Source organism: Deinococcus sp. YIM 77859, assembly GCF_000745175.1.
In the GTDB taxonomy this organism is placed as follows: Bacteria; Deinococcota; Deinococci; order Deinococcales; family Deinococcaceae; genus Deinococcus.
Genome location: NZ_JQNI01000002.1, coordinates 2,494,863 through 2,518,576, shown reverse-complemented (window position 1 = coordinate 2,518,576; position 23,714 = coordinate 2,494,863). Strand labels below are relative to the sequence as shown.

The window sequence follows — 23,714 nt, the reverse complement described above, 5'->3', positions numbered from 1 at the left end:
TCTCAGCCCCCGCGCGGGAGCGGCGGTTCGTCCACCAGGGGCGGCTCGCCCAGGGTCACGCGGGCGAGGGTGCCGCCGCCCGGCGCGTCTTCCAGCGTGACGTCACCCCCGTGTGCGCGGGCATAGCGGCGCACCAGGGACAGCCCCAGCCCCCGGCCTTCCGTCAGGCCGCGCGGACCGCGCTCGTAGGGGAGAAAGGCCCGTTCGCGCAGCTCGGCCGACATGCCCGGGCCGTGGTCGCGGACCGTGATCTCAGGCTGTCCACCCGGGGTATCCAAGGTCACCTCGACGGGGCCAGCGGTGTACTTCAGGGCGTTTTCGACCAGATTCTCGACGATCTGACGGACCTGCCGCGCGTCGACAGGCCAGACCACCGGCTCGCTGGGCAGATGAACGCTCACGCGCCCCCCAGCCACCCGGCCCACCAGGGTGCGCAGGTCGGGCCGAGTCAGGCGCAGGGTCACGTCAAGGTAGAGGTCTTCGAGCCGGGTCAGGTCGGCGCGGCTGGCCAGCTGCGCAGCGCTGTCTTCGATGAGGGCGAGCAGGTGCTGACGCTGCTCGGGGGTCTCTGCCTGCCGCAGCAGGTCGCTGGCGAGCAGCAGAGCCTGGAGGGGACGGCGCAGCTCGTGGCTGGCCAGGCTCAGGGCTTCGCGTTGGCGCGCCTCGCGCCGAGCACGGCGTTCGCGCTCGGCGCGCCACAGCAGCAGCGCGCGCCCGGTCAGCAGCATGCTCAGGAGGCCCGTCGCCGCGGCCGTAGCGACCAGGGCGCGGCGCATCTCCTCCAGCGCCCGAACGTACTGCACCCGCGTCTCGCCCGCAAAGTCGCCCGCCTGGGCATTGAGCCGTACCGCCTCGCGAGCTGCTTCCGCCACGCTCTGCGGGGTGTTCTCGCGCAGCAGGGCCGCCACGCGGCTCAGGCGGGCCTCGCCCCGCGCCTCCACCGCAGCAAGCTGCGTGAACTGGGTGGGGGTCACGGCGCTTGACAGCGCGATCTCGTACCGCATCTGCCGCTCTTCCTTGCTCACCCTGGGGTCCAGGCGAGCGACCTGGTACGCCTGCACGTCCTGGACTAGGCCCTGATAGGCGTAGGGCGTCCAGCCGCTTCCCCGCCGGATCAGCGTCTCGTAGGCGGGCTGGGTCGCCAGCAGCAGAAGCAGGGCCGTGAGCAGGGCAGGCAGCGCGGCAAGCAGCGCCTCACGCAGGCGCACGCTGGGCGGCACGCGGTGGGCGGGCGTCACGGGGCGGGCGCGATCCGTTCGACGAACCACACCCAAGCCGCCCCGTACAGCCGCTCCGGGAACCGCTGTGGGTCCGGCGGGAGAACCACCGTTAGGGGCCCCTTTTCCAGAACCGGAATGGGCCGCCCGTTCGCCGTATGGGCCAGCAGGATGGGTTCTTCCATGTAGTCTTTGGCCCGAATGGTCGTGACAAAGCCATTCCTCGCATACACGCGCATGTCACGGCCCGCAAAACCGCCCAATACCGCCAGGTCCCGCAGCGGCACGCCCTCATAGGTAAAGGTGCGGTGCAGCTGCGCGTGCCGGGTCGCGTAGCGCACCGTGGGCAGCGCGAGCAGCTGTGTACGCGTCAAGGTCTGCGCGCGGCCCGGCCCCTCCAGGGTCAGCAGCACCCGCTCACCAGGCTGTGCCGCCGGTCGGGGCTGACCCATCCGGATGTAGGGAAAGGGCGTGAACTTCGTCGCCGTCTTCCCAGTGGACGGCGCTCCCAGGGCCAGGCTGGACACGAGGGCCAGCACGGGCAGCAGGACACGGACTCGCGTGGGCACACCACAATCTAGTGCGCCCCGGAAGCGGCCTCAATGTGCGCGCGGCACATTGGAAAGGGATGAGATGGGGATGGCGCCTTCTGAAGCTCAGGTCAGGCCGCCATCACCAAAGGGGGACAAGGTAGAAGCATGAAGCCTACCTTTCTCCTGCCGGCCCTGCTGGTCAGCACGGCCAGCGCCGCACCCGTCATCAGCGCGCAGAGCATCATTGTGAACCCGGCCCCCACCAGCCTCAGCGTCCAGGTCTGGACCGACCGGGGCAGCGGTACCCAGGCCCCGAACTACCTGCCCGGGGAGCGCGTTCAGCTCTTTACCCGCGTCAACCAGGACGCCTACGTGTACCTCTTCAACGTGGATCCGCAGGGACATGTGGACCTGATTCTTCCTAACCGCTACCAGAGCGGCGGCAACTTCCTCAAGGCGAACACCACCCGCGCTTTTCCCTCGGCCAACGACCCCTTCACCTTCACCATCGCCCCCCCCTACGGCCTGAACAAGGTGCTGGCGCTGGCCAGCCTGACGCCGCTCAACCTGGAGCAGATCGCCACCTTTAAGACGCAGCAGAACTCCTTTGCGACCGTGAACGTGCAGGGGCAGGGGCAACTCGCTCAGGCGCTGAGCATCGTGGTGAGCCCTGTTCCGCAACACAGTTGGGTCACCGACACGGCCTTTTACACGGTCGCGGCCCAGGCGAGCACACCTCTTCAGACACCCGCTCCCGTCACGCCCAACCGCGGCACGCCGATTCAGCCCCTTCCGGGCGGCGAACGTGCCCAGGCACTGAGCATCCAACCCCTTCCCCAGGACCAGGAGTGGCGCACGGAGGTCGAGCGCCGCGGCAGCCTGGCAGAGGTGTACGGTGAATACGCGGCCCGCCTGCGTGCCGAGGGCTACACCCAGACCGGGGTCAAGCAGGCCGGCAACCACATCCGCGGCGAGTTTCGGCAGGGGAGCCGGCGCGCCACCCTGGAGGTCAAACAGAAGGGCAAACGCTTCGAGGTCAAGCTCAGCCGCCGCTGACGCTCGCTGCCCGTCGTGCCGCCCCCTCTGAGGAGGCGGCCTTCTGGTGGCCTCACTTCGGGTTGGGATGGGCCGCCTTCCACTCCAGCGCAAAATCCTCGTAGTAGTCGCGAACGCTGCTCATGGCCATATTGACCAGGTCCTTGGGGCTCGCTACCGCGCCGTAGCCGGAAGCAGACCAGAGCTGCAGGTGGCTGGCCGTGAACTGCCGGTTTCCCAGGGTGACGCGCGCGTCCCCCAACAGCTCCAGCTCTAGGTCCACCGCGTACAGCACTCGCCCGTCACGGCTCTGAAAGGCATCCACCGCAAAAATCTGCGCGACCGTGCAGGTCTTGGGGTCCCCAAAGGGAATGCCGTAGAGGGCAGCGTACCGCATCAGCTGCTTGTCGACCTCTACCGCGATCTCCTCTTGTTCCTCGTCGTCGAGGTACACGTAGGAGACGGGCGGGCAGAGGTCGGCCCCCGTCAGAGCCCGCAGGTTTCCCTGCTGGTGATCAGCACGGGCTGTGCCGAGCAGAAGAGTGAGGACCGTCAGCAGCAGCGCGCGTCTCATAGGGGTAGTGTACGCCCGCTGGGCAGAAGGGGGGCCTCAGGCACGCCCGGTAGAGTGGTGCTCGGTGCGGTTGAGCCAGTACTGCGCGGCCTGTGAGCTCAGACCGGACGGCCGCTCGGCGGGACGGCCCAGAAAATAGCCCTGCGCGTAGTCGCTTCCCAACTCAGCCACGAGCCGGAGTTCTTCAGCCGTCTCGATGCCCTCCGCGACCACCCGAACGTCCAGGGCATGGGCATAGCGAATCAGAGCGGCCACCAACGGCAGCCGCGGGTCATCGGCATGCAGACCACGCACCAGGTTGCGGTCAAGCTTCACGATATCAGGGCGCAGCGTGCCCAAAAACGTCAGACTGGTGTGACCCGCCCCCAGGTCGTCGAGCGCCACCTGCGCGCCCTCGGCACGGTAGCGGTCCAGAATGCTGCCCAAGAGGCGCAGGTCCGGGAAAGCCTCACTCTCGGTCACCTCGAACAGCAGCCGCGAGAAGTCAGCTCCAACCTCACGGCAGGTTTCGAAGGTGGTCTGGAGGCAAATGTTGGGGTTGTACACCACCCCCGGCGCGAAGTTGATGAACAGAACCTGCTGCGGGCCGAGCTGCGGGTAGAGCTGCTCAATGGCGCTGCGCCGAGCGCGGGCGTCAAAGCTGCGGCTCTGGCCGTGGGCGGCAGCCGCTTGCAGCAGTGGCCCGGCCCCCAGCACCTGGCCCTCCCACTGCGCACGCACCAGAGCCTCATACCCGTACACCTCGCCACTGCGCAGCGCCACAATGGGCTGGAGATGAAAGCACAGGTGTTCGGCAGCAGCGAAAAACCAGGGCGTGCCTAGCCGCCGGACCCACTGCTCTAGGGGCAGGAGGTGCCAGGGGTCGAGCCGCGTTCCCCTCCAGGGAGCCGCCAACAGGTCCAGCCGCTCGGTCGCTGAGAAGGCTGAAAGCAGGCCGTCCAGAAAGGCAAACGAGGTTGCAGGAAGCACAAAAGCCCCCTCCTGCACGGTCGGCGCCGCAGCGTGGACCTCCAGCAGCAGGGCAAGTTTGCGCCGCAGGTGGGACGAGGCGGCATAGATGGCGAGGCCACTCATCTCCGTCTCCACCAGAGGCGTCATCGCCTGACAATCACAGGGAACCGTAAGCGGCGGTTCATCGGGAGGGGGGAAGGCAGCCATCAGACCCGTTGTACCGCAATCCGTCTCACAAACTTCTTCCTTCTTCACGGGGAGAAGCTTCACGAGCGAAGCGCGCTTCGCACCCAATCTGCTACGCTGGACCCATTCCCTACCCGGGCGGGACCGGAAGGCGCCTGCCTCCTTGTTTCCTATGCCGATGTCCTCGTGCCTGCCCCTGCCCCCGGCCGACCCGGCGCGCCTGCGCGGGAACCGTCCGGCGCGGCTCCTCAACCAGCGCCGCGCGCCCTGAGGCAAGCTCCCCGTGACCGGCGGCCCCGACCGGGCCTGCTCCGCCTGCTCTCCGTTGTGTTGTTCCCCTCTTTGCCGTGGAGGCCCTGCGCATGCCCCAACCCCCTTTCCAGGCCCAGGCCGCGCCCGCCGCTGCCCCTGAGGCCCCAGACGAGACGCTGCAACTCATCGCCCCCGACGGGACGGTGACCCGGCCTGACCGGCTGCCCGACCCCGAGACCCGTGTGAGGCTCTACCGCCACATGCGCCGTGTTCGCCACTTCGATGAGCGCGCCTGGGTGCTCTACCGCACCGGGCGAATGGGTGTGTTTCCGCCCTACGGCGGCATGGAGGCCAGCCAGGTCGGGACCGCCGCCGCGCTGACACCGGATGACTGGCTCTTTCCCACCTACCGCGACACGGGCGCGGCCCTCACCTACGGCCTGCCCCTGGAACAGACGATCGCCTACTGGCGCACCAGCCCCCACGGGTGGGCGATGCCGCAGAACCTCAAGATCCTCCCCTTCTACATTCCGATTGCGACCCAGTACCCGCAGGCGGTGGGCGCGGCGTTGGCCGAGCGCCGCCTAGGCACACGCAACGTCGCGATGGCCTATATCGGCGACGGCGGCAGCTCCGAAGGCGACTTTCACGAGGCGCTGAACTTCGCGGGCGCGCTCAATGCCCCCTGCGTTTTTATCCTCCAGAACAACGGCTGGGCCATCAGTGTACCCACCCACACCCAGACCCGTGCCCGCAACCTTGCGCGCCGTGCCGACGGCTACGGTCTTCCGGGTGTGCGCGTGGACGGCAACGACGTCCTGGCGACCTACCAGGTGACCCGCGAGGCCGTGACCCGCGCCCGCAACGGCGAGGGCCCCACCCTGATCGAGACCGTCACGTACCGCGTCAAGCCACACACCGTCGCCGACGATCCCAGTCGTTACCGCAGCGAGGCCGACACGGCGGGCTGGGACGCGAAAGATCCCCTCACGCGGCTGCGAACGCACCTGCTGCAAGAAGGCCTCCTCACCGAGGAAGAGGACCACGCGTTTGCCCGCGAGATCGAGGCCGAGTTCGAGGCGGCCCTGCGCGTGGCCGACAGCTTTCCCGAGCCGACTCCCGCCGAGATCGTAGACCACGTCTTTGCCGAGCCCACTCCGCAACTCGTTCGCCAGCGCGCGCAGCTTCTCGCCGAGGAACAAGCATGACGGCCACCGCTTCTCAGTCAACCAAAACCATGACGATGGTCGCAGCCATCAACGACGCGCTTGCTCTCGCCCTCGCGCGTGATCCCGCCGTTCATATCTTCGGCGAGGACGTGGGCGTGATGGGCGGCGTGTTTCGCGCTACGGACGGCCTGCAAGCCCGCTTCGGGGTCGAGCGGGTGTTTGATACGCCGCTGGCCGAGGCAGGCATCGTGGGCATGGGGATCGGCATGGGGCTGGCGGGGCTGAAGCCGGTGGCCGAGATTCAGTTCGCGGGCTTCCTGTACCCCGCGCTTGACCAGATTCTCTCGCACCTGGGCCGTTACCGCCACCGCACCCGCAGCCGGTACCACCTGCCCATGGTGGTGCGGGCCCCCTACGGCGGCGGCGTCCACACCCCTGAGCAGCACGCGGACAGCCCAGAGGCGATCTTGGCCCACACGCCCGGCGTCAAGGTCGTGATTCCCGCCACGCCGCACGACGCCAAGGGTCTTCTGCTCGCCGCCATCGAGGATCCCGATCCGGTCTTCTTCCTGGAAGCCATCAAGCTCTACCGCTCGGTCAAGGAGGAGGTGCCGGAGACGTACTACACGACGCCACTGGGCAAGGCCCGCGTGGTGACGGGGGGCGACGACGTGACGGTGATCGCCTACGGCGGCATGGTGGAGGTGGCCCAAAAGGCGGCCGAAGCGGCCCGCTCGCACGGCATCGGCGTCGAGGTCATCGACCTGCGAACACTGGTGCCCCTCGATACCGAGACGATTCTGAGCAGTGTCGTCAAGACGGGCCGGGTGGTGGTCGTGACCGAGGCACCCCGCACGGGCGGCTTTCACAGCGAGATCGCCGCAACCATCGCCGAGGAGGCCATCGAGCACCTGCAAGCCCCCATCGTGCGCGTCACCGGCTTCGACGCGCCGTACCCGCCCTTTACCTCCATCGAGGACGTGTACCGGCCCAACCCGGTGCGCGTTGCCAAGGCGATCCGGCAGGTGCTGAGCTACTGAAGGGAGGAGCGTGCCCCTCCTCCGCCCTGAGACACCCTTCCGCCAAGTCGAAGGCAAAGTCCCACATCACGCCGTTCGCATGGCGTTCCAGTACACCTTCTATCCTCAGCGGCAGATCATGAAGTCCCCTGAGGATAGAGGGTGATGCGTCTGCCCGCCCTGCTCCTGACCGCCAGCCTGCTTGTAGGGGCCGCTGTCTTCGGTGGGAGCCGCCTGCCAGCGCAGGACAGCGCGCCCGTCCCCGCCGCGGTGCCGTCCACGCCGGGTCCGGCTGCGGAGCCGACACCGGTTCAGGTCGAGGAAGCGCCGCCTGCCGTGCCGGAAACCGCTCCGCAGGAGTCCCGTCCCCTCACTCCCCCAGCGGAACCTGAGATAGCCCTGCCCGCCACAGCCAGCATTTCCGGGGTCCGGCACGAGTACCAGCGGCTGAACAACTGCGGCCCGGTGACGGTCGGTATGGCGCTGAGCCGCTGGGGAAGCACGCTGAACCAGTACGACATTGCACCCCGGCTCAAGCCCAACCGGGGCGACGTGAACGTGTCGCCCGAGGAACTGGCGGCCTTTGCGCGGGGGCAGGGAATGAATGTTCACCTGGGCCGCAACGGCAGCCGCCTCCTGCTCAAGCGGCTGCTGGCGGCGGGTTATCCGGTGATCGTAGAAACGTGGTTTGTGACGCAGGAGAGCGGCGGCATGGGACACTACCGGCTGCTGACCGGCTACGACGATGCGGCGGGACAGTTCCGGGCGCTGGACTCGTACCTGGGGCCCCTCACCCTGCCCTATGCCCGCTTTGACGAGCTGTGGCGCGCTTTTGGGCGGACCTATCTGGTGGTGTCACCCCCCGAGCGGGAGGCGGCGGTGCGGGAACTCCTCGGCTTCCGGGCCAACCCGAAGGCAGCGCGGCAGGAGGAACTGCGGGTGGCCCTCGCGGAGGCTGAGCGGCGGAACGACGCGCTGGGCTGGTTGAATCTCGGTCAGGCGAAGCTCGCGGTAGGAGACGCGCGGGGCGCGGCGCGGGCCTTTGATCAGGCCTTTGCGTCCCCGCCTGACCTCAGCCTTGATCCGACGCGCCCAGCCCGCGTTGTCGGGGGTCTGCCCTGGCGAACCCTGTGGTATACCTTCGGGCCGCTAGAAGCGTACCTCCGTACCGGGCGGTACGCAGACGTGCTGCGCCTGACGCAGGCCGTGCTGCGTGACGCTCCCGCCCACGAGGAGGCGCACTACTGGCGCGGCCGAGCCCTTCACGAACTGGGCCGCACCACCGAAGCGCAGGCCGCCTACCGTGAGGCGCTGCGCCTGCGACCGAGCTACTCGGCTGCGCAGGCCGCGCTGGGGAAACTCTGAGCGGGGCCCTCCTCATGGCCCGGTGTACCCTCCTTCCATGACGCCTGCTGACGCCCGCCTGACTCCCGAGGCGTTCGCCCGGGCCCGCGCTTTTCTGCTTGAACGGGGGCGTCCGCTGGAAGCCTCGCGCTTTCGGCAGGTTTTTGAGGACGGGGCACCGCAAGACGTGCTGGCGGCCCTGCGGGCCTACCGCAATCCGGACGGCGGCTTTGGCCGGGCGCTCGCGCCGGATGTCCGCGCGCCCCTCAGCAGCGTCCTGGCGACCGCGTACGCCCTGCGGGTGCTGCATGACCTGGACGTGCCCGCCTCCGAGCCGCTGCTCGCGGATGCCGTCGGGTGGCTGCGGTTACGGCTTCAGGTCGAGGACGGCGGCAGTGTCTGGCCCATCCTGCCCCCAGAGGCCAAGGCCTATCCACACGCCCCCCAGTGGAGTCAGGCGGAACCCGGGGAGCTCGCACGCGCGTTCGGCGGGTTCCGGATCCACCCCCGTGCGGAGATCGTGGCGCGGCTCTGGCACTGGCCGGACCTGCTCCCGGCGGGCCTCCTCTTGCAGCTCACGGTGGAGGTGCGTGACGCCGTGCTGGAGGGCCTTGACCCCGGAGACGTGAACGGGCACCACGTCGCCGCCGTGTTCGCGCAGTCAGAAGACGTGCCCGAAGAACACCGCCGCCCGGTGCTGGAATATCTGCACGACGTGTTGCCCGAGCGGGTCGCCCGCACGCCCGAAGACGTTGCTGGCCCTGCCCTGAGCGCGCTGATGGCCGCGCCTACCCCTGCTTCTCCCCTGGCCCATACCCTCGAGGCGCCCCTAGCAGCCGCCCTCAGCCACCTCCTCACCTCGCAGGACGAGGACGGCGCGTGGGGACCACGCTGGGACTGGGGCGGCACCTTCCCTGAGGTGTGGCCCCAAGCAGAAGCCGACTGGCGCAGCGTGCTCACGCTGGAGGCGCTGCTGACGCTGCGGGCGTGGCGAAGGTTGTAGGTTGGGGGGGTTTTTCTCCACCCACTGAACCCAAAAACCGCCCCACCTTCCCGGCAGGGCGGCTCACTGTTTCGTTTACTTCTTCGGCGCCTCGATGGTCTTGACAGGCTTGCCGGCAGAGCGCGACGGAGCCTTTTGCACCGTCTGGCCCAGGGCCGCCGTCTCCTTTTCCACCTGCTTGTTGATCAGGATCTGCTGGCCGATCCCGATCAGGGTAGAGAGGATGATGTAGATGGTCACGCCTGCCGGGAAGGTCAGGGCAAAATACAGGAAGATGATGTAGATAAAGGCCTGCTGCCGGAACATCTCGGGCGTCTTGCGGGTCATCACATAGAGCTGTCCAATGTTCACGACGAGGTAGATCAGCGCCAGGATATAGAAGGGGTCGGGGATCGCCAGATCCGGCAGCCACAGGAAACCGCTGTCGAACTCGAAGTTGCGGATGGTCGACCACAGCGCGATCAAGACCGGAAAGGGCAGGAAGGTCGAGAAGCAGCCCGCCGGGTTGAAGTTGTAGTCGCGGTAGAGCTGCTGCATCTCCATCTGCATGGCCCGCTGCGACTCGATGTCCCGGCGGTCTTTGTACTTCTCCTGGATTTCCCGAATCCTGGGCTGCATCACCTGCATGCGGGCCGTGGTGCGGCCCTGCGCCTGCATCAGCGGCCACATCACCAGCCGCAGCAGCACCGTGAGGAGTACAATCACCAGCCCCCAATTGCCCACCAGCCGGTACAGCGCCTCCATCAGCTTGACGATCCACAGGCTGATGTCCCCGAACCAGTTGGGGTCAAACAGGCCCGGGAAGTAGGTCGCGTAGCCGCTCTGGTAGAGGTGAATCAGTTCGTTCTTGCCGCCGTAGACTTCCAGGTTGCTCTCGCCGCGAAGTGCAACCCGGATCAGCGCCTGCTGCCCTCCCGTCAGGGTGGCGCTCGCGGTCGTGTCCCCCTGCGGCCGCACAATCAACGCGTGCGCGACCTGGCTGGGGTTTTCTTGAAGAGCCGCGTACTCGATGTTCTGAACATTCAACGTCCCGCTGCCCTGCACGGCGGCGGGCTGCCCACCCACCGGCAGGGCCTGCACGCGCGGGTTCTCGGCGCGGCCCAGACCGGGAAAGAGCATGCTGTACGCCTGCGGGCCGCCCACGACGTTTGTCCGAACGTCCACCTTGAAGTTGCGGGGATGCAGCACGACCGTCTTGGTGACCGTTACTCCATTCTGGGTGTAACGGAACACCGCCTCCTGGCGGTTCTGCTCGAGGTTCTGCGAGAGGCGGGGCGGCGTGACCTCGGCGGGCTGCGCTGGATCTAGGCCCTCACCCTCCACGGCGAAGGCCCGGCGGTCTCCCACCATGTTCACGATGCCGCGCCCACTTTTCAGGGCGCTGAAGTCGTAGGTGCCGTCCGCGCGTTTCTTGATGTAGGGCGTACCCGCGTAGGGCTTGACGTACCAGCCGATCACCTCGCCGCGCGCGTTAAACACCACGTCCTGAAGGTTGCTGGTGGCGATGTACTCGTCACCGGGCTGGCCGTCAAAGTCCGCGCGGATCCACTCGGGCGTGATCGCCTTGCCAAAGGTCGGGAGGGGCCCGGTGGTGCCGCAGCCCGTCAGCAGCAGGGCGCCCAGGGCCGTAAGGGGAAGCAGGGTTCTGGTCTTCATCAGGGTGTCTTTCTGCGTGGAGGGTGCCGCCGGGGAACATGCTCCGGCACGGGGTCAAACCCGCCGGGCACCAGCGGATTGCAGCGCAGAACGCGCCAGGCGGCCAGCCAGCCGCCCCGGAGGGCTCCATGCCGCTCAATCGCCTCTACAGCATACTGAGAGCAGGTCGGCGTGAAGCGGCAGGTCGGCGCGGGTTTGCGCGGCGAGAGGTGCCGCTGGTAGGCCCGCACGATCCGCAGCAGGCCGCGTGCGGCGGCGCTCACGGCTGTTTCTCCCGCTGGCTCATGGTGCCCGGTACGGGAGGAGCGCCGCGGGGGTTCCCGCCCTTCCCCCTGCGCTTCACGCGGCCGGGCACCTGCGCGAGCACCCGTGCGAGGGCGGCTTGCAACTCCGGAAAGGGCACCGTCAGCACCCCGGGATTGGGAAACAGGATGGCGCGGCAGGGGGGCAGGCCGCCGGGCAGCGTTCGCAGCGCCTCTCGCACGCGGCGGCGAGCACGGTTGCGGTCCACCGCTCGCTTGAGGGTCTTTTTGGACACCACGATGCCAATCATCGCCCGTGGGCGCCACGCTTCACCGTGCCGCGGGCGATAGTCGGCCACCCGCAGGGTAAAGAGAGCGTCGCGCAGCGTCACCCCCTGCTGCCGGACCCGCCGGAACTCGCGCTCACCCGTGAGCGAAGCCAGCGCCACCGAACGGCGGGGCCGTTCCTGCATGGCGCTGGTCTGCTCTGGGTTGGTGATAAGCCCGCTCCTGACGGCGAGAGAATTTACTCGTCGCTGACGGTGAGGCGGTGACGGCCCTTGGCGCGGCGGCGCGCGAGGATGTTGCGGCCGGCTTTGGTCTTCATACGGGCGCGGAAGCCGTGGGTCTTGGCCCGCTTGCGAACGTTGGGCTGGTAGGTACGCTTCATGCTGCTCTCCTTCTCGCGGCGGCGCGGCCCTGACCCGGAGTGTTGCGGTCAAAGGGCCTGCCCGGCCGGTGCGCGAAAACCTCGCCCCTCAGGGGGCAAACTCGGGGAGTCTAGCACGGGAATGGGCCGCACGGGAAGAGCCGTCAGCCCACTGTAACCCCGTCGCTTGCCGCTTCCCCCCGGAGCGCGCTACTAATGGCGAGACATGCGTGACGCCCTATGGACTGCCCTCAAGACCGTCAATGACCCGGAGCTGCACCGCGACCTGGTGTCGTTGGGCATGATCGAGCGCGCGGAGGTCGAGGGGAATGTGGCGCACGTGAAGGTCAACCTCACCACGCCGGCCTGTCCCCTCAGAGGGCAAATCGAGGGGGACGTGCGCGCGGCGGTGCTCGCCGTGCCGGGCATCGCGGACGTGGTGGTGACCTTTGGGGCGATGGTGCGCCCGCCCGCTCAGCCCGCGTTGCCGGGCGTCAAGCACGTGCTGCTGGTCGGCAGCGGCAAGGGCGGCGTGGGCAAGAGCAATGTGGCCGTCAACCTGGCGGTGAGCCTGGCCGCCGATGGCGCGCGGGTGGGTCTGCTCGACGCGGACGTGTACGGTCCCAGCGTGGCGCACATGCTGGGCCAAAGCGGAGCGCGCGTCACCGCGAACGCCGAGCGCAAGATGCAGCCCATCGAGGCACACGGCCTGCGCTTCCTGAGCATGGCCAACCTCTCCCCCGCCGGGCAGGCGCTCGTGTGGCGCGGGCCGATGCTGCACTCGGCCATCGGGCAGTTTCTCAAGGACGCGGCCTGGGGCGAACTGGACTACCTCATCGTGGACCTGCCGCCCGGCACCGGAGACGTGCAGCTTTCCCTGACGCAGACGGTGCACGTCACGGGCGCGGTCCTCGTCACCACGCCGCAGGACGTGGCGCTGATCGACGCCGCGCGAGCGCTGGATATGTTCCGCAAGGCCAGCGTGCCCGTGCTGGGCGTGGTGGAGAACATGAGCTACTTTGTGGCCCCCGACACCGGCCTGACCTATGACCTCTTTGGGCGCGGGGGCTCGCGCAAGCTGGGCGGCCTCCCGCTGCTGGGCGAGGTGCCGCTGGACCTCACCGCTCGGCAAGACGCCGACGCGGGGCAACCCGCCGTGCTCGCCCACCCCGAGTCGCCCGCCTCGCAGGCGCTGCGGCAGATTGCCCGCAACGTCGCGGGGCGCGTCAGCGTGCAGGCTCTCGCGCAGCTTCCCGAGCAGCTCCCGGTGGTTTGAATGACGGCCGCGCCGCCTGTCTCTTCCCCGTTGACGCCGCCCCCGCCTGCCCCGGAACGCACCAAACGGCGGCTGCTGGAGCTGCTCAAGCGCCACGGGCCGCAGACGGTGCAGGACCTTGCCGCTCACCTGAGCATGAGTGTGCCGGGCGCGCGGCGGCACCTGACCGACCTGCAGGACCAGGGGCTGATCGAGGCGCGGACCGAGCGGCCCGGCGGGCGCGGACGGCCGCAGCATGTCTTTCTTCTGACCGAGCGGGGCGAGGCTGTCTTTCCCAAGACGTACTCGACCCTGTGTGTAGACGTCCTGCGGCACCTACAGGCGCTGTACGGCACAGGAGCTGTTCTCCAGGTGCTCGACGCCCGCAGCGCAGAGCTGGCGGTGGGACTTCAGGCCGAGATCCCCCTCAGCCTCCCACTGGCCGAGCGGGTAGAGCGCCTCAGCGCGTGGCTGACCCAAGCGGGCTTCGATACGGTGGTCGAGCTGGACGAGAACGGCACACCCTACGTCGTGAAGCGCAACTGCCCCAATCTCACCGTCGCTCGCCAGTACCCGGAACTGTGCCTGAGCGAACTGCATCTGTTTTCGCAGGTGCTGGGCGTCTCGGTGACGCGCGAGACGCGCATCGCCTGCGGGCAGAGCAGTTGCCGTTACCGGATCGGTTCTTAAGATGCCGGAGCTCTCGCTCACGGAACGGGGCAGCGTGCTCGGCCCGCTCTACAGCCTGGTCGCCTGGCCGCCCGAGGCGCTGGATACCTGGCTGCGGCGCACACAGGAGCGTCTCAACGTACGCGGCTTCGGCGCGCCGCACCTCAACCTGCGCGCCCCCTTTCAGACGGCGCTGAGTTCGTCCCAACTCGTCGCGGCCTTTCGCGAGACGCTGCGGGGCGCCGAACCGTTCGAGGTGCGGGTGAAGGGCTGGAAACGCCTGACCAGCGTGATTTTCCTGGAGTGCGAAGCCAGCCCCGCCCTGCTGGACCTCCACGCCCGGGCGCTCAGGGTGGGGCCCTCCAGCCACGGTCCCCACGACGGCCCCGGGTATACCCCTCACCTCACCCTGGCGCTGGGCATCCTTCCCTGGGCGGCGGACACGCTGTGGGCTGCGGTCGAGCCCCTGCGGCCACCCCTTGACCGCTTCACGGTGAGCGTTCTGAGCCTCACCCGCGAGGAACGGGGCGAGGTCCAGGAGGTGCACACCTTTCCGCTGGAGGGCGCGGCCAGCCTCAGCGTGCCGCGGCCCAGTCAGGAAGCCGAACCAGACCTGTCGTTGGGGTCGTAGGGGGCGCTTAGACCGTCGCGGGAACTTTGAGCAGCGGGGCAAGCGCGGCGCTGAAGCGGTCGAAGCCCGCGAAGTCAAGCTGCTGCTCGTTGTCAGAAAGGGCGGTCGCGGGGCTGGGGTGAACTTCCACGTGGATGCCGTCGGCACCAACCGCCAAGGCCGCCTTGGCGAGGGGAATCAGCAGGTCGCGGCGACCGGCGGCGTGGGTCACGTCCACGATGACCGGGAGGTGCGTCTCCTGCTTGGCGAGGGCCACCGCAGAGAGGTCGAGGGTGTTGCGGGTCCACTTCTCGAAGGTGCGGATGCCGCGCTCGCAGAGAATCACTTCTGGGTTGCCCTCGGAGAGGATGTACTCGGCGGCATAGAGCCATTCCTCGATGGTGGCGGAAAGCCCCCGCTTGAGCAGCACCGGACGGCGCGCGCGGCCCACCTCGCGCAGCAGGGAGAAGTTGTGCATGTTGCGCGCTCCCACCTGGAGGATGTCGGCGTGCTCGGCCACGACCTCCACGTCGCGGGTATCCATCACTTCGGTGACAAAGAGCATGCCGTTTTCGCGGGCCGCGCGGCCACCGATAATCAGGCCGTCCACACCCATGCCCTGGAAGCCGTAGGGGCTGGTGCGCGGTTTGTAGGCCCCGCCGCGCAGGATCTTCACGCCCCGCGAGGCCAGAAAGCGGGCCGTCTCCTCCATCTGCTCTTCGGATTCGATGGAGCAGGGTCCAGCGACGATCACGGGCGGCGCCCCCCCACCGATGCGGATGCCGTCGATGTCAAGCTGGGTGTCCTCGGCCTTGACCTTGCGCGACACCAGCAGCTGCTTCTTGTCGTTGCTCTCTTCGAGGTCCAGGCTGGCCTTGAAGATCTCTTTAAAGATCGCCTTGATGGCAGCGGTCGAGAAGGGGCCAGCATTCAAGCGCTCGAGCTCGCGCAGCTGCTGTTCCTCACGGCCGGGGTCGTAGTGGCGGGGGCGGCCTTCCAGTGTCTTGGCCCGGCCGATCTGCGCGACCACCTCGCCGCGGCGGGAAAGGAGGGTCAGCAGGTCACGATTGATCGCATCGACTTCGGCGCGAAGGTCGTCGATGCTGCGTGGCGGTTGAGTCATGGCGTTAGTGTAGAAAAAGAGGGTCTGAAACTGCCCTGACACCACTAGTCAATTGGAAAAACCTGTCCAGGTTCAGCCCTGCCCCGGCGTATTCACCATGTGCACCGCCACCCGCGAGAGAGCCGCGTACAGCTCGCGCGCGTCGGTCTCCGCGATCTCGGGGGTCTCGTGCAGGGCGGCCTGCATGCAGGCGAGCCAGGCACGGGCGCGCGCGGGCGTGATGGGAAAGGGCAGGTGCCGCGCCCGCAACCGGGGATGCCCGAAACGTTCGTGGTAGAGGGGCGGCCCACCCAGAAAGCCGGTCAGGAACGCGAGCTGCTTCTCGGCGGTCAGGGTGAGGTCAGCGGGAAACAGCGGGGCGAGGTCCGGGTCAGCGGCAACGCGCGCGTAGAAGCGCTGGACAAGCCGCGCCAGCGCCTGCGGTCCGATGCGGTCATACAGGCTGCCGCCCTCGCGAAGTGGGAGAGGGGCCGTCATGGGCGTAGGCTAGCGTGTTCCTGCCACAGAACAAGGGCGGAGGTGCCATGACGACCACATTCAACTCCACTGCCACACCGTCGGCTCGTACTCGTAGGCTCCGCCAATCACGCGGCGCAGGTGGCCGATGGCGGGGAAGGGGAAGTGGTAGCCGGTGACCCATAGCCCCTCATCCACCGCCTGCGCGAAGAGGCGCTGGCGAGTGCGCGCGGCAAGGGGACCGTCCGCGTCAAAGGAAACGTACGCTCCGCGGTGCTTCAGGCTGAGCAGAAAGTGCCCGGCGGCGTCCCCGAAGACGAGGAGCCCGGGCCCGCCCCGCTGGGCGCGGACGCTGAGGTGTCCGGCCGTGTGCCCCGGTGAGGCGACGGCGGTGAGGCCCGGCACAATCTCGGCTCCCGGCTCCAGCAGGGTCAAGCGGTCGCGCAGGCCGATCAGGTTCGCCTGAACGGCCGCATTGGGATTGGGCTGCGCTGTCCAGAACGAAAACTCGGCGGCCCCCATCACGTGCCGCGCCGCTGGAAAGGTGGGCTGCCCTTGTGTGGTCAGCCCGCCGATATGGTCGCCGTGCCCGTGGGTGATAAACACCGTGTCGATGCTCGCGGGGTCAATGCCCGCACGGCGCAGGTGGGTGAGCAGTTGTCCGTTGGCACCCCCCCTTCCGGTGTCGATGAGGACACGGTGAGTGTCCGTCTCGATCACCACCGGGTTGAAGTGGTTGACGGTGTTTGTGGTGGGCACGTGGTATTCCGCGAGGGTCGCGGCGAATTCGGCCTGCCGGTCGGGGTTGGCGCCCCAGGTCGGCAGCACGGCGGCCAGCGGCGCGGTGCCGTCACTCACCACCGTCACCGTCAGGTCACCGATGCGCTGCCGGTAGAAGCCGTTCCCGTTCAGCGGCACCTCCGGCGTGGGGGTGGCCTGCGCACGCGCGAGGGGCGCGGCGGCGGTGAGCAGCCCGGCGGTTCCCAGCAGGCGCAGCGCGCTGCGGCGGTTGATGGAGCGGGCGGACGGAACGCGGTCGTCACTCATAGGGCCCTCCTGAAGACCGATGTCTTTTGACGTTAAGGGATCAGCGCGTGGCCATGTGACGCCCACCTTCGGGATTCGTTCAGACCCGCAGGGGCCAGGGGGAAGGAGGCTCTCTGCCCTCCCCTATACTTATTCGGTTGCCTTAAGGCTGCAGCAAACAGCGTCTGCACCCACAGGACTGCCGGAGGACACAGGAAATGGGATTGTCAATTGGAATCGTCGGCCTCCCCAACGTCGGAAAAAGCACCCTCTTTAACGCGATCACCCGCGCGGGGGCGCTGGCCGCGAATTACCCCTTCGCCACCATCGAGCCCAACATGGGCCGCGTGACGGTGCCCGACGAGCGGCTCAAGGCCCTCAGCCGGGTCTTTACCCGAGGCGAGCGCGTGCCGCCCATCATTCCCACGTACGTGGAGTTTGTGGACATCGCCGGGCTGGTGAAGGGAGCCTCACAAGGCGAGGGTCTGGGAAACCAGTTCCTGGCGAATATCCGCGAGGTGGACGCCATCGCCCACGTGGTGCGCTGCTTCGAGGACCCCAACGTGGTGCACGTCGCGGGCCGAGTAGACCCGATTGACGACATCGAGACGATCAACACCGAGCTGATCCTGGCCGACATGGCCGGGCTCGAAAAGCGCCTGGCCAACCTCCAGAAAAAGGCCAAGAGCGGCGACAAAGACGCCCGGGAGCAGGCAGAACTCGCCGAGCAGATTCTGGCTGTGCTGGGGGAGGGCAAACCCGCGCGCACGGGCACCTACGAGGGGAAGATTCCCAAAGACTTCGGCCTGATCACCACCAAGCCGGTGATCTACGTGGCGAACGTGGGCGAGAACGAGCTGACGGAAGACAACGACTATGTCCGCCAGGTCCGCGAGTACGCTGCCCGCGAGGGCGCCCCGGTGGTGAAGATCAGCGCCCAGATCGAGGGCGAACTCGCCGAGATGCCCGAGGAGGAGGCCCGCGAGTTCCTGAGGGAACTGGGCGTGGCCGAAAGCGGCCTAGATCAGCTCGTCAAGGTCGGCTACGAGACGCTGGGACTGATCACCTTTATCACCTCGGGCGAGAAGGAGGTGCGGGCCTGGACCATCCGCCGCGGCCAAAAGGCTCCCGAAGCTGCCGGGGAAATCCACTCTGACCTGGAGCGCGGCTTTATCCGCGCCGAGGTGATCGAGTGGAACAAGATGGTGGAGGCGGGGGGCTGGGCGAACGCCAAGGCCAAGGGCTGGGTTCGCACGGAAGGCAAAGATTACGTGATGCAGGACGGCGACATCATGAACGTGCTTCACAGCAGCTAAGGCGTGGGGCACCGAGCGCAGCGGGTCCGGAGAAACGGCTTCTGCTTGCTGCGCTCGGCGCTGTTCCCACTCAGTCGGCGGGCACAGCGGCCAGGTCCGGCGGTACCTCGCTTTGCGGCAGGTGGCGCCGGACCTCGCGCATGGCGCTGTGAATGACGCCCAGGGCGATACTCATGGTGAGCATGGAGGAAAAGCCGTAGCTCACCAGGGGCAGGGGGACGCCGGTCACCGGAAAGATGCCCGCCGCGACGGCGAGGTTCACGAAGGCCTGGCCGACGATCATAAACATCGCCCCGGTCGCCAGAATGGTCGCCCCGTGAATCTCGGGCGTCATCGGGCGGACCCGGGTAGCGAGCTGCGAAACCTGTAGGGCGGTAGACACGACCAGCCAGTAGGAAAAGAGCAGCATGGTGACGCCCAGCAGGCCCGCTGAGTAGCCCACCGAGGCGACGATCATGTCGGTGTGCGCGGCGAAATACGACCAGCGCTCGCCGTCCGGCCCTCGGCCCCACAGCCCCCCGAACTTCAGATCGCGGTGCGCCATCCCGATCTGATCGAGGCCGACTTCGAGCGTCTTGTCCCGCTCCACGTGGCCGAAAAAGCGTTCGAGAATGTAGGGGTGGGTCTCCAGGTACCGGCTGAGAAAAGGAATCGCCAGCAGGCCCAGGGCCAGCACAAAGCCGGTGATGTTGGTGATGCGGACCCCAGCGGCGTACATCAGGATGATGCCCAGCCCGAACGTCAGCACCGAAGTTCCCAAGTCGGGTTCCAGGATGACGAGCAGCGTCGTGAGGACGATCATCACCGTGGCGCTGATCAGCTTGTTCTGCACGCCCCGGCGGGAGAAAAACGACGCCAGTTGCAGGACCAGCCCCAGCTTGGCGAGCTCCGAGGGCTGAAAGCGAAGCGGGCCGATCTCCAGCCAGCGCTTCACCCCCTCGCTGCCCGCTGCTCCCTGCCCGATAAAGAGCGTGAGCAGGAGTAACAGCAGTGTGAAACCCCAGAAATAGGGGGCCAGCCTCAGGAAGAAGCGGGGCCGCAACCGCGCCACCAGAAAGGTCGCGGCGAGGGCCAGCAGCGCCTTGCTGCCGTGATCGAGAATCTTTTCAGGCGAGGCGGTCGCGACCCCCATCAGGCCCAGCGTCAGCAGCAGCACCTGCGCAAGCACGAGTTGCAGGCTCATGCGCGCTCCTCCCCGGCGGCCAGGGCGCAGGCAGCCCGCCGGAAGCTCTCGCCGCGCGCCCGGTAGTCGCGGAACAGGTCAAAGCTGGTGCCGATGGGCGCGAGGAGCACCGTCCCCGTCCCGCCGGGGCCACCCAGTGCTGCCAGCCCAGCGCGCGCGGCGGCTGCCATCACGGCGTCCCCGTCTGCGCCCGTGACCGTCTCGAAGGGAAGACCCAATCCACGGGCCAGTTTCTCTCCGTCTTCTCCAAAGGCGATGACCCGCTGGACCCGGCCCCGCGCCGCCTCCCGCAGCGGTCCGAGGTCCGCGCCCTTGTCTCGCCCGCCGACCAGCCAGGCGATCGGGGCAGGAGCGCGCGTCAGTGCCGCTTCTACCGCCAGCGTTCGGGTCGCGATGCTGTCCTCGATAAAGCGCACGTTCCCAACGCGGGCAACCGTCTCAAAGCGGCCGGCAACCGGGCGAGCAGAGCGGAGGCCAGCGGCGAACACGGCTGGAACGACTGGGCGGCCTAGCCGCGTGAGGAGGGCCTCTGCGGCAAGAACGGCGGCGGCGGCATTGGCGGGGTGAATGCCCTCGGGAAGGTCAGCGGGGCAGAGGACCTCGTGGCCGCCTGCCAGAGCGATGCGGTCAGGCCGGAAGGACCGCACCTGCGCGCGCGTAGCCACCGCCAGCCCCGCCGGGATGACGAGGACATCCCCCGCCTCCTGCCCCGCCGTGATGTTGAGCTTGGCCGCGTGGTACGCCTCTACAGTGCGGTGACGGTCGAGGTGGTCTACGCCCAGGTTGGTGATGACGGCCACCGGCAGCCGCAGCCCCGGCACCCGCTCCAGCTGGAAACTCGACAGTTCTGCCACCGCCACCTCCGCCTCGTCCACCACGTCGAGCAGGGGGGGATCGATGTTGCCCCCCTCGCGGGCCCGCACACCGTTTTCTCTGAGCAGGTGCGCGATCAACACCGTCGTGCCGCCCTTGCCCGCCGTGCCAGTCACACCGACGAGCGGCAGCTGCGGACGTAGGCGAGCGGCCAGGGCCACCTCTCCGATGATCTCCGCCCCACGCGCCGCGAGGGCCAGCAGGTCCGGGTGGTCGATGGGCACGCCGGGCGCGGCCACCACCGTGCGGTAGCTCTCCTCCACATGCCCGCGGACAAAGCCCAGCTCGGCCATCAGCGCCTCATCCTCCACCCCTGGGCGCGCGTCGTGCCACTCGGCGCGCAGCCCCTCACGGGCCAGGAAGCGGGCCACGCCGCGCCCACTTCTGCCTAGCCCGTAGATCAGTACCCTCTCCCCCACATTCACGCCCCCAACGATACGGGAAAGGCGCCCGGGAAGGTGAAACGGTTCAGGCGGTGCCTCCGGTTCGCGGCAACAGCGCGAGCTGAGCAGCGGGCACCTCCTCCTCGCGTAGAGGACCGCCATGCGTGCGCAGCAGCCGCCGGGCCTGGTCCTCGAAGGCGGCGGCCTCCGTGAGGGCCAGGACAGCGCGCGCCTCGTTCGCCGCGCGCAGGAACAGCGCAAAAGCCTCCGACCAACGCCGGGCCTCGCGGGCATGCTGGGCCAACACGGCCACCGGGGTGTGACCGCCGGACAGAGCGTCCAGCACCCGACTGTGCAGCACCGTCCGCACCGGCGCACTCAGCGCGTCGTAGAGGCAAGCTCGCCAGAGGTCGTGCGTCCACCGCTCGCCCCGCAGCACGCCCGCTGCCTCCAACTCCTCATAGGCCGCAGCCAACCGCAGGTCGTCGGCAGCCAGCACACGACGGGCGAGGTCAAACGAAAAGGCTTCGCCCGCCACCGCTGCTGCCTGCACCACGCGCCGCGCTTCCTCGGATACCCGCTGAAGACGGCGCAGCAGTACCGCACTCACGTTCGGGGAGCGGGGCAGTTCGCGCAGGTCCGAGCCCACCAGGCCGCCGCACTCCTGAAGCAGCCGAGCTGTCTCGAAGACAAAAAGCGGGTTGCCACCGGTGAAGCGGTGCAGCCGGGCCGCCAGTGTGTCCGAAACGCGAGGATCGAGGCTGTGGAGCAGAGCGTGAACCTCCGCGACCGTCAGCGGCGACACCTCGATGATGGTAGCGTGTCCCAAGGCCACGACCGGCAGGATCAGGTCGAGCATCTCCCGGCGCAGCTCGTCCGAGCGGTATGTCACCACACAGGGCACCACCGCCCCCTGCTCGGTCCCGTGCGTTGCGCCGTAGGCGCCGGCCCGGTGGCTTTCGAGGTCCCAGAAATGCAGGTCCTCATACAGCGCGGCAGTGTCCAGTGGCCACGCCAAGGCGATGAAGCGGACGAAGGCCTCGTAGAAGCGCAGCCGGTCCTCTGGGACGCGCAGGGGTGGCAGCGGTTCGGGCCAGAACTCGGGGACTATTCGCGAGAGTTCGCGCCGCACCTCGTCGGGCACGTCCCTGAGATTGATGCGCGGTAGCACAGCCCTAAAGACGCGTTGCCCGACTGCAAAGGGCACGTCCGCGTCCGCGTGCCGGGCCTCCAGGACGAAGTACTTCTGCTTTCGTAGGGCGAAAAACTCCCGTGCCAGCCGTGACTTGCCGCTGCCTGCTTCCCCCGCCAGGAACACCACCGGGCTCCTCGCCCAGGCTTCTTCCATTTGGCGCAACTCGCGTTCACGGCCCACGAAGGGAACCGGCGCAGGCGTGTCCCCAAGCGGCGCGGGCGACGAAGCTGCCTGGTCCGCCACAGACCAGCGCAGACCGTCGAGCCGGAACGAAGGTTCGACCCCCAGTTCTTCCCGTAGGATGCGGCGGCAGGTCACGAAGGTGGCGTAGGCCTCGGCGCGTTGACCCGCCGCGAGCTGCGCCCGGATTAGGCCGAGGTAGGCCGCCTCGCTGAGGAGGTTGACCTCTACGCGACGACGAGCCAGGAGCAGGGCTGTCCCCACGATGCTGCGGGCCAGCGCCGCCTCGCTGGCCCGCCCCAGCGCGGTATCGTAGCGGTCTTGCAGTTCCAACCCCCGCCGCACCACCCAGTCATCCCATCGGGGCGCGTGCCAAACAGACAGCCCGGCCAGGAAAGGACCACGCCATACCCCCAACAGGGCGTCGGGGGCCGCTGCGTCGAGCACGTGGAGGTCGAGGACAGCTTCCTCCAGGTCCAGCCATAGGGCGTGAACGCTCGTTTTCAGGCGCTCTGCCTCGTTCCCCAGTGCGGTCCGCAGGTGGTGCAGGGTGCCACGCAACTCGGCGCGGGGGTCTTGGGTCTGTTCGTCCCAAAGCAGATCCGAGAGTGCCTCACGCGGCTGACGGCCCTCTACTGCCAGGTAGGCGAGCAGCGCCAGAGCTTTGCTGGTGCGAAACCGCACCTCATGCCCCTCCACCCGCACAAGCGGGGGGCCCAGCAGCAAAAGTTCCAGCATGGTCAGCCTCGCAGAGGAAACGAGGAGCGTTGTCGACGTATTGTCCACGCTGGCAGGCGCACGCCGCGAGTAGGTGCAGTGACATTCCTCCCCTTGGAGGGCAGCGATGAAGCAACTCCTAAGGCCTACTAAGGCTGAGGCAACAACCCACTGTTGTTTCTGCAGCCCGCATCCGCCTCGCCCAGAAGACCGCTCAGCCGCCATCTCCCGCCCAGGTTCACCAAGCACCGGGCGGTCTGCCTTAACGTCCCGTATTCCGGCACAACGCGCTGTCCACGGCCTGTCCACGCCTCAAAGAGCACGCTGGGAAGCAGGAGCGGTCACCATGCTCACCGCTCCAAAGGAGGCTGAGGCGCTCGACTCCAGGTTTCCCCGCTGTTTCCGCTTCCCCGCGTCTCGCCCGGTCTTCTGGGCCTCAGGAAAGGAACGACACCATGCGCGCTTTCGCGTTCTGGCACGCCCTGCTGCTCTCCACCCTGGTCACCGCTTCCAGCACGGTTGCCTCGGGTACGGTCTACTTTGAGAACACGTTCGGCGCGGGAGGAGCCCTTGACGTCTACGTGAATGGTCAACTGGCCCTAGAGAACGTCGCAGTCGGCTCATTCATGCAGATGCCCGCCATGGAGCCCGGTTCGTATCAGCTTGTCTTGACGCCCAACCGCATGACCCTAGGCCAGCAGGACGTGCTGCGCACCACCTTCACTCTCCCCGACAGCAACGTCTATCGGCTTTTCCTGCGGCCCGACGGCTATAACACCCAAGCCAAGTTCACGACTGCCATCCTCAAGCTGAAACCCGGTTATGCAGACGGAGAGTGGCTCAACAGCGCGGGGCGGTAATGGGGAAGCGGCGCAGGTAAGTGGAAGGACTCGAGCTG

24 protein-coding genes are annotated in these 23,714 nt (G+C 67.9%); 10 read left to right on the top strand and 14 right to left on the bottom strand.

The window, feature by feature from the left end; genetic code table 11:
- Window positions 1-2 precede the first annotated feature (2 nt).
- Both EI73_RS12545 and EI73_RS12540 read right to left on the bottom strand, forming a co-directional pair.
- Window positions 3-1,238 carry a sensor histidine kinase KdpD gene (locus EI73_RS12545; protein ID WP_231557333.1) on the bottom strand — a complete coding sequence of 412 codons (1,236 nt, stop codon included), beginning with the start codon at window positions 1,236-1,238 and terminating at the stop codon, window positions 3-5.
- A complete protein-coding gene (locus tag EI73_RS12540; protein ID WP_231557332.1) occupies window positions 1,235-1,786 on the bottom strand; it encodes a molybdopterin-dependent oxidoreductase in 552 nt (183 codons plus the stop codon). The genes EI73_RS12545 and EI73_RS12540 overlap by 4 nt, the downstream gene beginning before the upstream one ends.
- 129 nt (window positions 1,787-1,915) lie before the next feature.
- On the opposite strand from EI73_RS12540, the gene EI73_RS12535 reads away from it, so the two are divergent.
- Window positions 1,916-2,806, top strand: a complete 891-nt coding sequence (locus EI73_RS12535) for a DUF4384 domain-containing protein (RefSeq protein WP_034387159.1) — start codon at window positions 1,916-1,918, stop codon at window positions 2,804-2,806.
- A 52-nt stretch (window positions 2,807-2,858) separates the two neighbouring features.
- On the opposite strand, the gene EI73_RS12530 is transcribed toward EI73_RS12535, so the two are convergent.
- Together EI73_RS12530 and EI73_RS15660 are read right to left on the bottom strand one after the other, a co-directional pair.
- Window positions 2,859-3,359, bottom strand: a complete 501-nt coding sequence (locus tag EI73_RS12530) for a hypothetical protein (protein ID WP_034387156.1) — start codon at window positions 3,357-3,359, stop codon at window positions 2,859-2,861.
- Window positions 3,360-3,395: 36 nt separating this feature from the next.
- Window positions 3,396-4,457 carry an EAL domain-containing protein gene (locus EI73_RS15660; protein ID WP_051935524.1) on the bottom strand — a complete coding sequence of 354 codons (1,062 nt, stop codon included), beginning with the start codon at window positions 4,455-4,457 and terminating at the stop codon, window positions 3,396-3,398.
- Window positions 4,458-4,858: 401 nt separating this feature from the next.
- Between EI73_RS15660 and pdhA the strand changes: the two genes are divergently transcribed.
- The 4 genes from pdhA to EI73_RS12505 all read left to right on the top strand — a co-directional run bounded on the left by pdhA (window position 4,859) and on the right by EI73_RS12505 (window position 9,283).
- Window positions 4,859-5,956: a pyruvate dehydrogenase (acetyl-transferring) E1 component subunit alpha gene (pdhA, locus tag EI73_RS12520; RefSeq protein ID WP_051935523.1), complete on the top strand. Its 1,098-nt coding sequence runs from the start codon at window positions 4,859-4,861 to the stop codon at window positions 5,954-5,956.
- On the top strand, window positions 5,953-6,957 hold the full coding sequence (locus EI73_RS12515) for an alpha-ketoacid dehydrogenase subunit beta (protein WP_034387154.1): 1,005 nt from the start codon (window positions 5,953-5,955) through the stop codon (window positions 6,955-6,957). The genes pdhA and EI73_RS12515 overlap by 4 nt, the downstream gene beginning before the upstream one ends.
- Window positions 6,958-7,101: 144 nt before the next feature.
- Window positions 7,102-8,301: a C39 family peptidase gene (locus EI73_RS12510; protein ID WP_034387152.1), complete on the top strand. Its 1,200-nt coding sequence runs from the start codon at window positions 7,102-7,104 to the stop codon at window positions 8,299-8,301.
- 37 nt (window positions 8,302-8,338) lie between these two features.
- Window positions 8,339-9,283, top strand: a complete 945-nt coding sequence (locus EI73_RS12505; RefSeq protein WP_034387149.1) for a hypothetical protein — start codon at window positions 8,339-8,341, stop codon at window positions 9,281-9,283.
- Window positions 9,284-9,358: 75 nt separating this feature from the next.
- Here the strand turns inward: EI73_RS12505 and EI73_RS12500 are convergent, their stop codons facing one another.
- Genes EI73_RS12500 through rpmH form a run of 4 tightly spaced genes read right to left on the bottom strand, consistent with a single transcriptional unit; the run spans window position 9,359 to window position 11,851 of the window.
- Entirely contained in the window at window positions 9,359-10,939 is a 1,581-nt protein-coding gene (locus EI73_RS12500; protein ID WP_034387147.1) for a YidC/Oxa1 family membrane protein insertase, read from the bottom strand.
- Complete coding sequence (gene yidD / locus EI73_RS12495; RefSeq protein ID WP_034387145.1) at window positions 10,939-11,202, bottom strand: membrane protein insertion efficiency factor YidD; 264 nt, start codon at window positions 11,200-11,202, stop codon at window positions 10,939-10,941. The genes EI73_RS12500 and yidD overlap by 1 nt, the downstream gene beginning before the upstream one ends.
- Complete coding sequence (rnpA, locus tag EI73_RS12490) at window positions 11,199-11,654, bottom strand: ribonuclease P protein component (RefSeq protein WP_051935522.1); 456 nt, start codon at window positions 11,652-11,654, stop codon at window positions 11,199-11,201. The genes yidD and rnpA overlap by 4 nt, the downstream gene beginning before the upstream one ends.
- Window positions 11,655-11,707: 53 nt before the next feature.
- Complete coding sequence (gene rpmH, locus EI73_RS12485) at window positions 11,708-11,851, bottom strand: 50S ribosomal protein L34 (protein WP_027459398.1); 144 nt, start codon at window positions 11,849-11,851, stop codon at window positions 11,708-11,710.
- 205 nt (window positions 11,852-12,056) lie between these two features.
- Here rpmH and EI73_RS12480 point away from each other — a divergent pair, with 205 nt between their 5' ends.
- The 3 genes from EI73_RS12480 to EI73_RS12470 are packed head-to-tail and all read left to right on the top strand — an operon-like array spanning window position 12,057 to window position 14,385.
- Entirely contained in the window at window positions 12,057-13,106 is a 1,050-nt protein-coding gene (locus tag EI73_RS12480) for an Mrp/NBP35 family ATP-binding protein (protein ID WP_034387142.1), read from the top strand.
- Complete coding sequence (locus EI73_RS12475) at window positions 13,107-13,775, top strand: metalloregulator ArsR/SmtB family transcription factor (RefSeq protein WP_034387139.1); 669 nt, start codon at window positions 13,107-13,109, stop codon at window positions 13,773-13,775.
- Window position 13,776: 1 nt separating this feature from the next.
- Window positions 13,777-14,385, top strand: coding sequence for a 2'-5' RNA ligase family protein (locus tag EI73_RS12470; RefSeq protein ID WP_034387137.1), 609 nt, complete (start codon window positions 13,777-13,779; stop codon window positions 14,383-14,385).
- A 7-nt stretch (window positions 14,386-14,392) separates the two neighbouring features.
- Here the strand turns inward: EI73_RS12470 and EI73_RS12465 are convergent, their stop codons facing one another.
- The 3 genes from EI73_RS12465 to EI73_RS12455 form a co-directional block, all read right to left on the bottom strand.
- Complete coding sequence (locus tag EI73_RS12465) at window positions 14,393-15,487, bottom strand: bifunctional 3-deoxy-7-phosphoheptulonate synthase/chorismate mutase (protein ID WP_034388253.1); 1,095 nt, start codon at window positions 15,485-15,487, stop codon at window positions 14,393-14,395.
- Window positions 15,488-15,559: 72 nt separating this feature from the next.
- Complete coding sequence (locus EI73_RS12460) at window positions 15,560-15,964, bottom strand: globin (protein ID WP_034387135.1); 405 nt, start codon at window positions 15,962-15,964, stop codon at window positions 15,560-15,562.
- 60 nt (window positions 15,965-16,024) lie between these two features.
- Window positions 16,025-16,990: an MBL fold metallo-hydrolase gene (locus EI73_RS12455; RefSeq protein ID WP_051935521.1), complete on the bottom strand. Its 966-nt coding sequence runs from the start codon at window positions 16,988-16,990 to the stop codon at window positions 16,025-16,027.
- Between the two features lie 197 nt (window positions 16,991-17,187).
- On the opposite strand from EI73_RS12455, the gene ychF reads away from it, so the two are divergent.
- Entirely contained in the window at window positions 17,188-18,285 is a 1,098-nt protein-coding gene (gene ychF, locus EI73_RS12450; protein ID WP_034387132.1) for a redox-regulated ATPase YchF, read from the top strand.
- 70 nt (window positions 18,286-18,355) lie between these two features.
- Here ychF and EI73_RS12445 read toward each other — a convergent pair whose 3' ends face one another.
- Genes EI73_RS12445 through EI73_RS12435 form a run of 3 tightly spaced genes read right to left on the bottom strand, consistent with a single transcriptional unit; the run spans window position 18,356 to window position 22,837 of the window.
- A complete protein-coding gene (locus EI73_RS12445) occupies window positions 18,356-19,468 on the bottom strand; it encodes an FtsW/RodA/SpoVE family cell cycle protein (protein WP_034387130.1) in 1,113 nt (370 codons plus the stop codon).
- Window positions 19,465-20,766: a UDP-N-acetylmuramoyl-L-alanine--D-glutamate ligase gene (gene murD, locus EI73_RS12440; RefSeq protein WP_034387128.1), complete on the bottom strand. Its 1,302-nt coding sequence runs from the start codon at window positions 20,764-20,766 to the stop codon at window positions 19,465-19,467. The genes EI73_RS12445 and murD overlap by 4 nt, the downstream gene beginning before the upstream one ends.
- A gap of 43 nt (window positions 20,767-20,809) precedes the next feature.
- The gene (locus EI73_RS12435) at window positions 20,810-22,837 is read right to left on the bottom strand and encodes an AAA family ATPase (RefSeq protein WP_034387125.1); all 2,028 of its coding nucleotides are present in this window, start codon (window positions 22,835-22,837) and stop codon (window positions 20,810-20,812) included.
- Between the two features lie 434 nt (window positions 22,838-23,271).
- Between EI73_RS12435 and EI73_RS12430 the strand changes: the two genes are divergently transcribed.
- Entirely contained in the window at window positions 23,272-23,676 is a 405-nt protein-coding gene (locus EI73_RS12430; RefSeq protein ID WP_051935520.1) for a DUF4397 domain-containing protein, read from the top strand.
- The last annotated feature ends 38 nt before the right edge of the window (window positions 23,677-23,714 follow it).